This is a genomic window from Paraglaciecola arctica (genome assembly GCF_018861065.1).
Classification (GTDB): Bacteria; Pseudomonadota; Gammaproteobacteria; order Enterobacterales; family Alteromonadaceae; genus Paraglaciecola; species Paraglaciecola arctica_B.
In genome coordinates this window covers 108,565-123,016 of record NZ_JAHKQO010000045.1, presented here as the reverse complement: position 1 = coordinate 123,016, position 14,452 = coordinate 108,565, and the positions used below count along the sequence as shown (strand labels likewise).

Below are 14,452 nucleotides of genomic sequence, written 5' to 3'. Positions count from 1 at the left end.
TCTCCATTGCCTAGTATGCTGCAATAACAATATTTAGGAGTATATAGTGAAATGAAAATTGGAATCGATAGTTACTGCTTTCATAGGCTTTTTGGGGAAGTCTACGCTCATCAAGATACACCTGGTAATTTTATTAGTATGGACGGTTTTTTAGAAGAAATATTCCAGTGGGATATTGATGGCGTGTCATTAGAATCTTGCTTTTTCCCCAATTTTTCCCCGACTTATTTGGCTGAAGTAAAAAAGAAACTAGACGAGCGTGGTCTCGATAGAGTTTATGCTTGGGGGCATCCCGATGGTTTAGAAGCTGGTGGAAATAGGCAAGCTTTTGACGACATGATTGAGCATATTGATTATGCCGTCGCCATTGGTGCTAAAGTCATGCGCGTTGTTGCTAGCAGTTTACTCTTTCGGTTTGAGCCCCACGAACCTCAACTTGCCATTTTAACTGAATGGTTCAAAGAAGCGGTGATAGTCGCCGAGAAGAAAGGTGTGATTTTGGCCATAGAAAATCATATCGACTATAACTCCGACGAGCTGCTTAAACTCCTACAGGATGTTGATTCTGACTACCTTGGTATTAATTTTGATAGCGGTAATTTTTTGCGTGTCCTCGATGATCCCGTTAAAGCAATGGGAAAATTAGCACCCTACGTACATGCTACACACATTAAGGATTTGCTCCCAGCCAATGGCGTGGCAGTGGATGAATGGTATTTCTTTAGCTGCGTACCAACTGGCAAAGGTTTAATCGACAACTATCGGTTGGGACAAATCTTGGAGGAGCATAACTTTACGGGCTTTATGGCGGTAGAAATCGATACTTTGCATCCAGATTATTTTGGGCAAGAAATCAGCGTTATAAAGGACAGTATTAAAGAGCTACGTCGTCTTTCAGATAAGATCAACTTAGAAGCCAAGCAATTAGCCTCCCCACTTAAGAGGCGCTTATGTCTATAAAACCCAAATCACTCAATGTGGCATTAGTTGGAACACGCTTTATGGGCAAAGCGCATAGCAATGCGTGGTCCAGAGTTGACAGTATTTTTGATTCAGCAATCAAACCCGTACTGAAGGTAGTGTGTGGTAGAGATCAAACATCATTGGACTCTTTTGCAGATCGCTGGGGATGGCGGGAAACATCACTCGATTGGCGAGCAACCATTGAACGTGATGATATTGATATTGTTGATATATCTTTGCCAACACATATGCATGCTGAAGTCGCCATCGCGGCAGCAAAAGCCGGCAAGCATGTGTTTTGCGAAAAACCCATGAGCATCACTGTCAAACAAGCTCAAGAGATGGTGGCGGCAGTGACCTCTGCTGGTGTAGTTAATTACATTAATCATAACTACCGCAGAATGCCTGCTGTCATGTTGGCAAAGCAGCTTATATCCGAAGGAAAAATTGGGGAAATTTATCACTGGCGGGGGACGTATCAGCAAGACTGGATCATTGATCCTAATTTTCCGCTTACTTGGCATCTGCAAAAAGAATACGCAGGCTCTGGCCCTCACGGCGATTTAAATTCCCATAGTGTTGACCTTGCCCACTTCTTAGTAGGAGAAATCGATACCCTTAGTTGCCAAACCGCTAGGTTTATTGATGAACGCCCACTGCCTGCAACTTATGAAGCCGCTACCTTTACAGCCGGCACCATTGGTGAACAAAAAGGCAAAGTGACAGTGGAAGATACATCACTGATGATAGTGCGTTTTGCCAATGGGGCTATGGGCTCTTTCGAGGCCACAAGGTTTGCCGCAGGCAGAAAGAATCATAATAGTTTTGAAATTTATGGCAGCGAAGGGAGTGTTATTTTTGACCTCGAACGGCCTAACGAACTGGCATTTTATTCGCGTAATGACGAGCCGCATATGCAGGGTTTCAGAACCATTTTAGCCACTGATCCATCGCATCCGTATATTAGTAAATGGTGGCCTCCAGGACATAACATTGGCTACGAGCATACCTTTGTACATGCAGTAGCGGATTTTCTCGACGCCATTAGTAAAGGCAATCAGATCCATCCTAATTTTTCGGATGGTTTAAAAACCATCAAGGTGTTAGAAACCGCTTTAAAATCTTCCGAAAACAATCAACATTTAAAGGTCATTCAATGAGCATGAACAATACTGCACCAATAATCGATGTTGATGCTTATCACAGAGACGGTTATCTTTTATTAGACATTTTTGATCAAAACGAGCGGGATAGTTTACTCAGTCAGATCGATGATATCTTACTAAAAGAAGACAATAGTCTGGATGGAGCAGCGCGTTTTTATTCTTCTGATAATCAACATCTTGGTGACAAAATAGAGGACTACGGACGCAAAACAAAACACTATTACTTTCATTTGCTGACCAATCCGCAAACCATGTCGTTTCAACATATCTTTCATAACCACAAAATTATGGGGGTGATAGAGCAAATTTTAGGTAACCAATTGATCATCAATAATGCCTCTTTATTTGCTGCAGAGCCTGGCACTACCTACAAGCTTGGTTGGCATCGAGATGTGATACAAATTCCGCAGGATGAGATTGACGAAGCCAAAATATTCTCAAAAGAACGATTTCACAACAGTGTTCAGATAAATCTACCTCTGTATGAAGATAATGCGCTTTGGGTGGTACCCGGCAGTCATCACCGGCCTAACACAGAGCAAGAGAATAAGGCTTTTACTGGTTCTAAACACTACGCCCCTATAGAGGCAGATATGCCGGGGGCTGTGCAACTTAAGATCAAAGCCGGTCAGGCAGCGCTGTATAACAACAATCTTATCCACCGCGGTGCTTGCGAAATGTTTAAAGAACCAAGACGCTCTCTGCATATGGGTTACCACAGTGCGACTCTTCCGCCCACTTGGCATTTTTATTTGCTGAATGAAGATATGTTCACTGATGACTACCTTGAAAAAATGTCGCCTGAGGTGCGCACTATGCTGGATGAGTATTTTATATGTCGTCAACAGTATCCTCGTATGCAAGATACATGGAATTTTTGCGATTAATTTGATGAAGGACATTTTGTGAAAATGAAACAAGACACGCATAAATACGATCATTCTCGCCTTTTTTTAATTGCATCGTTAGCTCTGTTTACTGCGGCTCTGAGCGTTGCACTGCGTGCGGCGGTGGCGGGTGATATTAAAGCTGAATATTTAGATCCGGTAAATATTGCCAATGCCGGAGAACTCATAGCACAGGCCTTGGCCATGAGCTTTCTTGGTTTCTCGATTGTACTGTTTGGGTTAAGTCCTTTTTTAGACTCAATTGGCATGAAACCTATGTTAATCGGCGCAGCATTGCTTTTTATTGTTGGCAATGTGCTGATTGTTGCTGCTGATATTATCACCAGCGCTGAAAACATCTATTGGGCCATTTGGCTTGGCATGTTATTCAATGGACTCGCATGGGGAGCAATAGAAGCAACAATTAATCCGATGACCACATCGCTATACCCTAAAGATAAAACCCATAGGCTGAATGTGCTACACGCATGGTGGCCTGCAGGATTAATCTTGGGCGGCTTGCTCGGTGTGGGAGCGGGGGCAATCGATATCAATTGGAAGTTGACATTGATCCCCATTCTAGTCTCGACGCTGGCATTTGTCTGGTTATGTATTGGTACTCGATTCCCAAAAACGGAACGTTTTAATCTGGGAGTCAGCACCCCTGATATGTTTAAAGAAACCTTTAGAAAACCTAGCTTTTTTGTCTGGTTTGGTGCCATGTTTTTGACTGCAACCACTGAATTGGCGCCGGGTCAATGGGTTGATATTGCTCTCACCAATACCGTAGGCATGCGCGGTATATTGTTACTGGTTTATGTGAGCGGCCTGATGTTCGTCATACGTCATTTTGCAGGACCGCTTTCTCGATGGCTATCCGATGTAGGTCTTTTATTTATTTCAAGTATGTTGGCCGCGATAGGCTTGTACATGTTGAGTATTGCCGATTCTCCGTTTTCTGGTTTGCTTGCCGCTACTTTCTGGGGAGCTGGTGTGGCTTTTATGTGGCCTACTATGTTGGCAGCAGTAGCTCAACGGTATCCAAATGGAGGTGCTTGGCTAATTGGGTTAATGGGGGCAGCAGGAGCACTTTCTGTCTATTTTGTGCTGCCAATTTTGGGGAAAATATATGATGAAGCGAGAAACTCTGCTCTTAATAGTGCGGAAAACACTAATAGTTTTAGTACAGCAGAACTATTGCATGTTGATGCGTTAGCGGCTGCTGCGTCATTTCAAAAAATTGCAATTTTTCCAGTGATTCTATTTGTTCTTTTTGGCGGAATATGGCTTTTAAAACTTCAAAAATCACATTAAACGCTCAGGAAGAAGAAACATGTTTAGACCTCATAGCGAGGAAGATAATTTTAACTACATAACGAGTAATGAGTTTAGATTTTTACATTGTGTAAATTAAGTATTTCCACAATGTTGTCTCTTCAATTGCATCTATGATAATGCTTAGGGTCAAGTTTAAATGACTTATAGAGCTCTCTATCCGGCTCAAGGTAATTGGTAATTTCGATTTGCTTTTTAGCGGTATGAACTGTGACTGTTGAGTACCTTTTCCTTAGAAGGGGGACGAAAAAAAATTGTAAAAGTTTCACTTGGAAATTACGAGGTAGTCTTACGTTTTTTTATTGAACAAATTTATCCAAAAATATACAACTTAAGAAATACGTGTCTATTTCTCTAATGTGAGATTTAGTCTTTCCCCATAGTCTATTCTGAATCGAAAATTTTGGAAATACAAAGAGCAAATTTATTCAACGCAGATAACATTGGTTTTAACTAAGTAGAACAAGCTTTGTTTTTTTAAGAAACAAAGGAATTTATTCTGCCTATATTATTTGGCTGACTTTTTCAGAGAAGACTTATCTGATTGATATGTATTATCAACTAATTGTGTTTTCCATCATAAATATCTACAAAGAGGTTGAGATGAATAGGTTAATTAAAAAAACACTGCCCATTGTTTTGATAAGTTTGGCAATCATTGCCTGTAGTGCTAATAAAAAGCTCTCTGAGCAAAATGATGGAAATGTCAACATACATATCTCGGCACATAAGAAACAAAAACCAAACATTCTCTTAATTCAAGCCGATGATTTGGGGTTCGACGATATATCCATTCATGGAAATAAGCTCCTAACTACTCCTAACCTAGATGCCTTGGCAAAAGAGTCAGTTCGATTTAATCAATTTTATGTATCATCTGTGTGTGCACCTACTCGTGCGTCGTTGCTCACTGGGCGACATTTTTTAAAAACTGGGGTTTCCGGTGTGCATGCCGGTAGAGATTTCGTGAATCTAAATGAAACGTTGCTTTCAGAGGTAGCGCAACAAAATAATTATACAACTGCTATGTGGGGGAAATGGCATAGTGGCAAAACTGAGGGATATTTCCCTTGGGATAGAGGGTTTGAGCAGGCCTATTACGCTACATTATATAATTACTTTGACAATGTAGGTCTGATGAATGGTGAAGAACTACATACCACAGGGTTTGCCACAGATCGGATTACCGATTTTGCTATTGACTTCATAAATGACCATCATTCTAAACCTTTTTTTGCCTATATCTCTTATATGGCTCCGCATAATCCCTGGCGAGCTCCCGTAGAAAAAATTTCGAATTATATAAGTAAAGGTTTATCAAAACCCATGGCGACATTATATGGAATGATAGATAATCTTGATTTCAACATAGGCCGAGTTCTGCAACAGTTGGAAAACTCTGGAATTGACGAAAACACTATCGTTATTTTTATTAGCGACAATGGTCCATGGACGCGAAGTTATCGTTTTGGTCTTACGGACGAAGAATGGAATCTACGCAATCCTAATCAACGCAAAGGCTCCAAAGCTAAGAATTGGGACAATGGGATTCATTCACCTTTGTTTGTAAGGTGGAAAGGGCACTATCAACCTAAAGACATTAACCAGTTGAGTAGTGTGGAAGATCTTTATCCTACAATCGTCGATTGGATGAATTCCGACTACATAAGTTCAGGTAAACAAACATTGCCGTTGGATGGTGTAAGTCTGCAGCCCCTTATAGATGGTAAACAACAGAATTCTGAAAAAGTCATTTTTTCGTCTTGGGCAAGTCCTTCAGTAGCTGATTACAAATACGATAAATCAGATGAAACTGGATTCTATTATCCACTAATGAATGATTATATAGATGATATTGAGTTCGAAGACCAACGACTAGCAATTAGATTGGGTGATTATAAACTAGTACGCAATGAGGATAAGCTAGGTACGGTAGAGCTATACAATATTAAGCTTGATCCAGGTGAAAGAAATGCAATATACAATGAACCTGAAGTAATTGAGGTTTTAAATAACGAATTAGAAACTTGGTATGACAGTGTTTTAAAAACACCTCATGTTTATAGCATGCCTGAATTTCAGGTTGGCTTTGAAGGCAGGGAATTTAGTCAAATATATGCTACGTCAACCAATGATATGTCTTTGAGTTTGGTTAATTCGGCGCACGCATTATCAGGTTGGGACTCAGTCGGACAACAAGCTTCATATAAAATAAACGTGCACCATAGTGGGAGTTATGAAGTCAGATTGATACTAAACAGTGTCCAGCCTGAGAAGATGAAATTTAGTGTAAAAGTAGGCGAGAAAATCATATCGAGTGTTTATGAACGTGGGATTGACCAGCAGGTTAACACACTCGTTCGGTATGAAAGCGCCTATTGGGAAAATTTTGATTTGTCAGATTCATTCAAAAGCTCGATACATAATTTTACTTTAGGAACTGTTGACTTAAATCAACATGCAAAAACGCTTACAGTTTCGCTGAGTAGTTTGGCGGATAGTTTTGATGCGACTCTTACCAATGAAATAATTTCTATTCAATTATATTTAGTTGAATAAACGTAGATAGTTAGCCATTTGTAATAGATAATTCGTTAAGTAATTGCAAGATATCCGCTTATATGATCACGCTAGTCAGAAATTTGATTGATGCCTTGGAATCTTTTGCCAAGTTGAGACTTTTACTGAGAGTATTAGAGTTTCATTCTGTGGAATAGTCAATTTAAACGAGCCACTAACGGAGTTCACCACGGAGGTTCAGAGAACTGCGTACCACGATGTGACGCGGTTTACGACTCGCAAAATTGAGTATGAGTTCGATACTCAGGAGTCAAAAATCTCAGATGTTCAAATCTTCGCGGCAATTAATGGTGAATCGAAAAGCTATTCTAAGGAATGTATTTGGTCAAAAGTATCAGAGCTTCTAATTCTTTCTTGTTCATTTTCATCTGCCAATTCTTAACTCTTATGAGAGTATGTTGTGATAGGAAGTTATGCAAAATGAGTTATAGATTTTGATTCTATTAATTAATTTCAATATCAAATGATGAATGTCACCGTCTTAACTTCTAATACTGAAAGTGAATTACGTTTTAGATTTTATATAGTTTGCAGTGCTTTCTCGAATGATAAACTCATAAGGGAAAACATATTCTTGACAATCCGTTTCATTTCCGTGAATCATATCGATTAATATTTCGGCCGACTTTTCACCAATTTTTTCGGTGGGTAGCGCTATTGTTGTTAGTTGGGGAGCGATATATCTTGACACCTCCAAGTCATCAAACCCAGTTATGGAGATATCTTGAGGAACTTGAATTCCCATATCATAAAAGCCTCTTATTGCTGCTAAAGCCATCGAGTCATTCATGCAAAAAATAGCGCTAGGGCATTTTTCCATATTCTTGAATTTCTCAGCCGCAATCAGACCAGACCAATATCTAAAATCCCCTTCAACAACAAGTGATTGGTCGAAGTTTATGTTGTTATCTTTCAGAGCCATAAGGTAGCCTTTCATTCGTTCCAATGTGTGCGGGTTTTCTCTCAAACCAGAAATCACGCCTATTCGCTTGTGGCCTAAATTGATTAAGTGGCTAACAATTTTATATGCAGCGCCGACATTATCGATGCGAACCGAGCTATAGGGTGTTTCCTCGCAGCTATTAGCGCTGACTGAAAATACTCCTCTTCTAGGTAAGAGAGAGTTACACTTAACGTATGGACTTAGGTTTATGACCCCATCAGCTAATAGATTTTCAACCATACGAATAAACTCTTCCTCTTTACTTACAGAGCCTTTGGTTTCACCTATGAGCACATCATAACCCGCTCGTCGCGCAACAGATTCAATACCTCTGATTGTTTTAGCAAAAAACAAGTTGGCGATGTCAGGCACTAGAACAATAATTGCGTTAGCTGTTTTACTACGAAATTTTTTTGCAAGCATGTTAGGTTTATAATTCAGCTTCTTGATGGCCGTGTGAACTATATCCAAATTTTTTTGAGATACGCGTTCAGGTCTATTCATAGCTTTGGATATGGTTCCGGTGGATAAATTTGTTTCTTTCGACACATCTCTTATAGTTGCCACATCACTACCTCTTAACAGAATTTCAAGTGTGCTTTGGTTTGTTAATTTGTGATACTAATACAGTTCCAAAATAACCCAAGCTAGTTTACTGATTATCACATCAAACACTATAACTGCGAAAGAATGTTAGCTGATATATAACTTGCTCTATCCTGCTTCCATGATCGCGATCGTAATTTTACGTGTACATATCGAAATCTACTGGGAGTAACAATCAAATCAATTTTTTCGTAGATAATCAAATAACTCGGTAAATTCTAAGCTTGAAGAATATCCTTGGTTTACTCTAAATCTGTGGAAAAATTAGAGTTGCTTCAATTGAAACTTTGAAATTGGCAATGATGAAATGAGAGTTGTTGTAAACGAGAATAGTAATTAATTGCTATTCCAAACTTTTTCACGCTGAATATAAGTCATACTTGCCGTGTACCGCGTTAGTTCCATTGATTAAAAGGGTCCTCATTAAATCGTAACATTTACGCCAAATTAAATCTGAAAAACTCTTGTATGAAATAACTTATTGACTAGATGTAACCGGTTACGTTAATATTTTGTTGAGTAGTTTGCAACATCATTGAAATTAAGTGGTTACTGGTTACATTGTTGGTTTAGATGTTGACTATGACAGTTACACGCTAATACAAGCTAGAGATGAGTGTAGACGTCTTGACTCGGTACCTGTTCAAGTTTCGTGTAGAGGGACTTTTTAGCATTCTGGCTTTGCAAAGAACGGCTATTGGGTCGCCTTTTTATTTAAATACAGGTTATTTTGACTATGAAAACTCCTTTTAAAACCAACATTGAAATGAGATCTGAGCCGCTAATAGAAGATAAGAAACGACGGTCTATTCTTTTCGGCCTCAGCGCTGTCATCGGCAGTGCTGGAGCCTCAAAAATGCTTGGTGAAAATGCGTTAGGCGTTGCCATGGCCTATCAAAATCGCCCTGATTGTGTTCGAGCAGTGGGCCGACTATTTACATCTGGACAGATGCAAATATTGCGTGAAGTGTGCCAGCTCGTCATTCCAAAAACCGACACTCCAGGTGCAGCCGACCTAGATACGCATGGTTTTATCGATAATCAGCTAGTTCGTTGCCATCGGGCCGACGAGCAACTACGAGTGGTAAGGTTATTGAAATTGATGGATTCGTCAGCAAAAAAACAGTTCAAGAAGAATTTTATTCAGAGTAGCGAGCAACAACAACTATCCCTTTTAACGTCGATTGAAAATGCAAAAAACGGTTTTTTGGAAGACGATGCTAAACATTTCGCTTTTCTAAAACAACTAATTGTCTTTGGCTATTTTACGACTGAAATTGGCGCAACTGAAGAATTGGCGTATTTACCTGTACCGGGTGGTTTTAAAGGGTCGTTCCCATATTCTTCCGTTAATAAGGCTTGGTTTGGCTAACCTGGAAGCTAGCGTTCCGGATTTTGAGACAAAACGTTTAGCTTAAAGATTTTCTTATAGGGCAATGTGATGAACAACGAAATGTATATTAAAGAAAGCAATCAGGTGTATGACGCGATAGTCGTGGGCTCTGGCTTATCAGGAGGTTGGGCGGCAAAGGAATTTTGCGAGCGCGGCTTAAAAACGTTAATGATAGAAAGAGGACGCGTTGTAGAGCACAGGAAGGATTATATTGGAGAAGGTGTCCCGCCTTGGGAAATGCCGATGCGAGGCAAGGTTGACAATATCTTACTCGAGCAACGTCATCGAATTCAAAAGCAGTGCTATGCCTTCAATGACGCTACCAAGCATTTCTTCGGAAACGATAGAGATTTACCTTATACCACTAAAGAGGGAACGACATTTAGTTGGATACGTGCCAATCAGCTCGGCGGGAAATCCATGCTATGGCATCGACAGTCCTTCAGGTTAAGTGACTTCGACTTCAAAGCAAATACCCACGATGGTTACGGAAATGATTGGCCAATTCGATATTCAGAAATCGCAAAGTGGTACGAGCACGTGGAGAAACATGCAGGAATTAGTGGTGCAAAAGAGGGCTTGGAACAGTTACCTGATAGCGATTTGTTTCTACCTCCGTTTGAAATGACAAAACCGGAAATTGATATAAAGGCTGCTATAGAAAAAGCCTTTCCCGATCGTAAAATGATAATGGGGCGCATGGCTCATCTGACAAAGCCAACCGAGCTTCACATTCAGCAAGGTAGAGTTCAGTGCCAAGCACGGAACGAATGCCAGAAAGGATGTTCATTTGGCGCTTACTTTTCTACGCAAAGTTCAACGTTGCCTGCTGCCGCTGCAACAGGCAATTTACATATTGCCCCAAATAGCGTGGTACATAGCCTGATTTATGATGAAAAAAGTAAACAAGTTCAAGGTGTTCGAGTTATTGATAATGACACGCTTGAAGAGCGTGAGTACTTTGGCAAAGTTGTTTTTCTTTGTGCTTCAACCTTAGGCTCCACGCAAATAATGCTAAATAGTACTTCAAAGTCTTTCCCCAATGGCATTGCTAACAGTTCTGGCGTATTGGGTCATTACTTAATGGACCATAATTATAACGCTAAAGCCTATGGAGACATTCCGGGATATGAAGAGGAGTATTACAAAGGTCGTCGCCCTGGTGGGATCTATATACCAAACTTTCAATATGAACCTAAAAAAGGCAGCAAGAAATACTTAAGGGGGTACGCATTAGCAGGTGGCGCGTATAGAGAAGGTTGGAAAGAAAATGCCAGTAATAAAGGCTTTGGTCGTGATTTTAAAGATGGTATTTCAAACGCAGGTAAATGGAAATTTAGCCTTAGCGCTCAAGGAGAAATGCTTCCTAGATATGAGAACACTGTTCAGTTACACCCTACTCTGAAGGACAAATGGGGTATTCCCCAATTAGATATTAACTGTCGCTGGTCTAGCAACGAACTCGATATGATGAAAGATGCAGCAGATACAGCTGAAAAAATGTTAAAGGTTGCAGGGGTAGAGAACATCAAAAAAACGGTGACGCAAAAGCCACCTGGTTTAGCTATTCATGAGTTGGGCACTGCCAGAATGGGAAGTGATCCCAAAACGTCGGTTCTCAACGGGTTTAACCAATCGCACGATATCAACAATTTATTTGTAACTGATGGATCTTGCTTTAGTAGCTCAGCGGTTCAAAACCCCTCGTTAACGTTCATGGCTCTGACCGTCAGGGCTGTAGATTTTGCAGTAAAAGAAATTAAAAACGGACGGATTTAAAATGGGAGTAAAAAAAATGTTTACTAATTTTATCGCTAAGCAGTTATTCATCAGCAGTATAGTTTCTATTTTATTGCTGCTAAACGGTTGTGCAAATAGGGCTGAACAATCACCCACGCCAAAAGTTAGCGTGCAACTATGGTCTGTAAAAGACGCCGTAAAAAGCGACTTTGAAGGGACATTAAGTGAATTAGCAGATATGGGATTTGATGGAGTGGAATTTGCAGGTGAATTTGGCAAATACCAAGAAGACCCAACAGCACTTAAATCGTTTTTGGACGGTATTGGGTTACAAGTTAGCGGAGCACATATTCATTTCGACAAACTAAACTCTGAGAATTTTAGTGCAACCACTCGTTTTTATCGCGCACTAGGATGTGACACGTTGATCATCCCTTTTGATAAAAGAGCGTTTGATGATGACCAAGTAGACAACCTTATCGCAGACTTAAACCGATTGTCCGTTCAGCTGGCACCTTTGGGTATGAAGATTGGCTACCACAATCATGCGCAAGAATTTGGTGTTCATAAAGATACAACGTTTTGGGATTATATCGCCAAAAATACAAATGAGAATGTCGTCATGCAACAAGATGTGGGTTGGACGACTTACGCAGGGAAGGATCCAATTGAATATGTGGAACGTTATCCTGGCCGCACGCTCACAACGCATTATAAGGTAGAGCTACCTGAAGGAACTCAAGGGAAATTGCCGTTAATTGGCCAAGACACTATTGATTGGGCAAATCTGATTGACGCGAATATTGAGTTTGGTGGGACTAAGTGGCTCGTTGTCGAACAAGAGACATACCCTAACGGCTTGACCCCTCTTGAAGCGGTCAAAGTATCTAAAAATGGATTAGATTCTTTTTTACAAGATCTTTAATTACAGGTAACTCGATTTGGCTACTTTGTCCTTAGGAACGCTTAGTTTTGTTTAATTGTTATGTTCTTTTGGGCTTGTCGCTAGAAATGTAGTACTAGATATTTAGGAATAAAATATATGCTTAACTCGACGGCGATTAATAGCATTTTAATCAGCGTGCTGTTAATTTTTTCTACAGTGGTCTGTGCGCAAACTCAGTTGGAAAAAAATACCTCTCAACCGAACATAGTGTTGATTTTAACGGATGATCAAGGATGGGGAGATGTGGCTTATAACGGTAATAATTTGATTGACACCCCCAATATTGATGGAATAGCGAAAAAGGGTGCTACGTTTTCACGATTTTATGTTAATCCTGTTTGTGCACCCACACGCGCTAGCTTATTGACCGGTCGTTACTCTTTAAGAACGGGTGTTCACAATGTTACGCGGGGCGAAGAAGCGATGAGGGCTGAAGAAGTAACGTTAGCCGAAGTTTTAGCTGACAAGGGATACGCAACTGGTGCTTTTGGAAAGTGGCATAACGGTGCATATTTCCCGAATACCCCTCTAGGGCAAGGGTTTGATGAATTTGTGGGATTTAACGCCGGGCATTGGAGTGAATATTTTGATACAGAACTAGAGTTTAATGGTGTGATGAAAAAGACGTCTGGTTACATTACCGACGTTCTCACTGATGCAGCGATAGATTTCATTCGAAAGCAGAAAGATAAGCCTTTTCTTGCCTACATCCCCTATAACGCACCACATAGCCCCTATCAGGTCCCTGATACTTATTTTGAAAAATACAAAGCTAGGGGGTTAAACGATAGAACTGCGTCAATCTATGGGATGGTAGAAAATATCGATACCAATATTGGGCGGGTTTTGTCTGAGCTAGATAGGTTAGGCTTAAGTGATAACACTATTATTGTTTTTCTTTCTGACAACGGGCCTCACCAAAGTGAGAATGTAGGAGGACGTCGTTATAACGGAGGTATGCGAGCAGGGAAAGGTAGTGTGCACGAAGGAGGCGTAAGAGTGCCACTATATATACATTGGCCAAATCATATAGAGGGAGGCAAGGTTGTTCAGGACATAGCCCAGCATATAGACTTGTTTCCAACTCTTCTTAACCTTACTAATGTTGATGTACCTCAAAATCTAGATATAGATGGAATGGATTTAACTGCGCTACTTACATCTACAAAAAGCCAACTGCCATCAAGGATGCTGTATACACATAGGTGGAGTATGGGCGAGGTTGTACCTTCTCCTGGCGCAGTGCGCACTAAACAGTGGCTAGCTACGCTTGAGGAAGGTAGTTGGTCACTGTACGACGTTGTCAATGATAGCGAAGAGCAGCACAACCTCGCTACTGAATATCCCGCTCAGTTAGATAAAATGTCTAAGGCCTACTTCTCCTGGTTTGAAGATGTCACGTCTGCAGGGTTTGATCCTATACCGGCTGATATCGGCCACAAAGATTATCCCGTGGTGATGCTTGAAGGGGCTAACGCTTATTTAACAGGTACAGGTATTGGCTACGCCGGAGGCAACGGTTGGGCGCATTCCTGGGTAACTAATTGGATTGATCCCGAAGCTTATATGACATGGCATATAAATGTCGTTGATGCCGGAGCATATAGTTTATCAATGCGCTACGCCCTAAATGAAGACGCCAGAGGTATGATTGTGAGAGTTGAGATTGGTGATCAGCATATTGATACCAAAATTACTAAGTCTCACAAACGCAAAGCGTTACCTGCCAGTGATCGAGCTCCAAGGTATTCAGTTTTTGAACAAACTTGGGGGACAGTCGATATTGGAGCTATTAACCTTGCTGAGGGGCAGGATAAAGTACATATCAGAATCCTATCCAACTCGGGTAAGAAGGAGATTGAAGTGAAGGACTTATCGATCAGTAAGTTATAA

General features: G+C 40.6%; 10 protein-coding genes. 9 read left to right on the top strand and 1 reads right to left on the bottom strand.

What is annotated here, in order from left to right; translation table 11 throughout:
* Positions 1-51: 51 nt before the first annotated feature.
* The 5 genes from KO534_RS19595 (at position 52) to KO534_RS19575 (ending at position 6,910) form a co-directional block, all read left to right on the top strand.
* Complete coding sequence (locus KO534_RS19595; RefSeq protein WP_215932398.1) at positions 52-960, top strand: sugar phosphate isomerase/epimerase family protein; 909 nt, start codon at positions 52-54, stop codon at positions 958-960.
* Positions 951-2,123, top strand: coding sequence for a Gfo/Idh/MocA family protein (locus KO534_RS19590; RefSeq protein ID WP_215932396.1), 1,173 nt, complete (start codon positions 951-953; stop codon positions 2,121-2,123). Before KO534_RS19595 ends, KO534_RS19590 begins: the two co-directional genes overlap by 10 nt.
* Positions 2,120-3,016, top strand: coding sequence for a phytanoyl-CoA dioxygenase family protein (locus KO534_RS19585; protein ID WP_215932393.1), 897 nt, complete (start codon positions 2,120-2,122; stop codon positions 3,014-3,016). Before KO534_RS19590 ends, KO534_RS19585 begins: the two co-directional genes overlap by 4 nt.
* A 24-nt stretch (positions 3,017-3,040) precedes the next feature.
* Positions 3,041-4,330, top strand: a complete 1,290-nt coding sequence (locus KO534_RS19580; protein ID WP_252732304.1) for an MFS transporter — start codon at positions 3,041-3,043, stop codon at positions 4,328-4,330.
* Between the two features lie 624 nt (positions 4,331-4,954).
* Entirely contained in the window at positions 4,955-6,910 is a 1,956-nt protein-coding gene (locus KO534_RS19575; RefSeq protein WP_215932389.1) for a sulfatase-like hydrolase/transferase, read from the top strand.
* Positions 6,911-7,436: 526 nt separating this feature from the next.
* Here the strand turns inward: KO534_RS19575 and KO534_RS19570 are convergent.
* Positions 7,437-8,441 carry a LacI family DNA-binding transcriptional regulator gene (locus tag KO534_RS19570; protein WP_215932387.1) on the bottom strand — a complete coding sequence of 335 codons (1,005 nt, stop codon included), beginning with the start codon at positions 8,439-8,441 and terminating at the stop codon, positions 7,437-7,439.
* A 775-nt stretch (positions 8,442-9,216) separates the two neighbouring features.
* On the opposite strand from KO534_RS19570, the gene KO534_RS19565 reads away from it, so the two are divergent.
* The 4 genes from KO534_RS19565 to KO534_RS19550 all read left to right on the top strand — a co-directional run bounded on the left by KO534_RS19565 (position 9,217) and on the right by KO534_RS19550 (position 14,452).
* Complete coding sequence (locus KO534_RS19565) at positions 9,217-9,852, top strand: gluconate 2-dehydrogenase subunit 3 family protein (RefSeq protein ID WP_215932385.1); 636 nt, start codon at positions 9,217-9,219, stop codon at positions 9,850-9,852.
* A 69-nt stretch (positions 9,853-9,921) separates the two neighbouring features.
* Positions 9,922-11,652 (top strand): GMC oxidoreductase, encoded by a 1,731-nt coding sequence (locus KO534_RS19560; protein WP_215932383.1) that lies wholly within the window; start codon positions 9,922-9,924, stop codon positions 11,650-11,652.
* Positions 11,653-11,668: 16 nt separating this feature from the next.
* The gene (locus KO534_RS19555; RefSeq protein WP_215932381.1) at positions 11,669-12,538 is read left to right on the top strand and encodes a sugar phosphate isomerase/epimerase family protein; all 870 of its coding nucleotides are present in this window, start codon (positions 11,669-11,671) and stop codon (positions 12,536-12,538) included.
* Between the two features lie 117 nt (positions 12,539-12,655).
* Entirely contained in the window at positions 12,656-14,452 is a 1,797-nt protein-coding gene (locus KO534_RS19550; RefSeq protein ID WP_215932379.1) for a sulfatase-like hydrolase/transferase, read from the top strand.

What these genes read in the sequence shown, in the direction of transcription:
- KO534_RS19565 (WP_215932385.1), top strand. Translation starts at nt 9,217, where the DNA reads ATGAAAACTCCTTTTAAAACCAACATTGAAATGAGATCTGAGCCGCTA.
- KO534_RS19555 (WP_215932381.1), top strand. Translation starts at nt 11,669, where the DNA reads ATGTTTACTAATTTTATCGCTAAGCAGTTATTCATCAGCAGTATAGTT.
- KO534_RS19575 (WP_215932389.1), top strand. Translation starts at nt 4,955, where the DNA reads ATGAATAGGTTAATTAAAAAAACACTGCCCATTGTTTTGATAAGTTTG.
- KO534_RS19550 (WP_215932379.1), top strand. Translation starts at nt 12,656, where the DNA reads ATGCTTAACTCGACGGCGATTAATAGCATTTTAATCAGCGTGCTGTTA.
- KO534_RS19580 (WP_252732304.1), top strand. Translation starts at nt 3,041, where the DNA reads ATGAAACAAGACACGCATAAATACGATCATTCTCGCCTTTTTTTAATT.
- KO534_RS19585 (WP_215932393.1), top strand. Translation starts at nt 2,120, where the DNA reads ATGAGCATGAACAATACTGCACCAATAATCGATGTTGATGCTTATCAC.
- KO534_RS19590 (WP_215932396.1), top strand. Translation starts at nt 951, where the DNA reads ATGTCTATAAAACCCAAATCACTCAATGTGGCATTAGTTGGAACACGC.
- KO534_RS19595 (WP_215932398.1), top strand. Translation starts at nt 52, where the DNA reads ATGAAAATTGGAATCGATAGTTACTGCTTTCATAGGCTTTTTGGGGAA.
- KO534_RS19560 (WP_215932383.1), top strand. Translation starts at nt 9,922, where the DNA reads ATGAACAACGAAATGTATATTAAAGAAAGCAATCAGGTGTATGACGCG.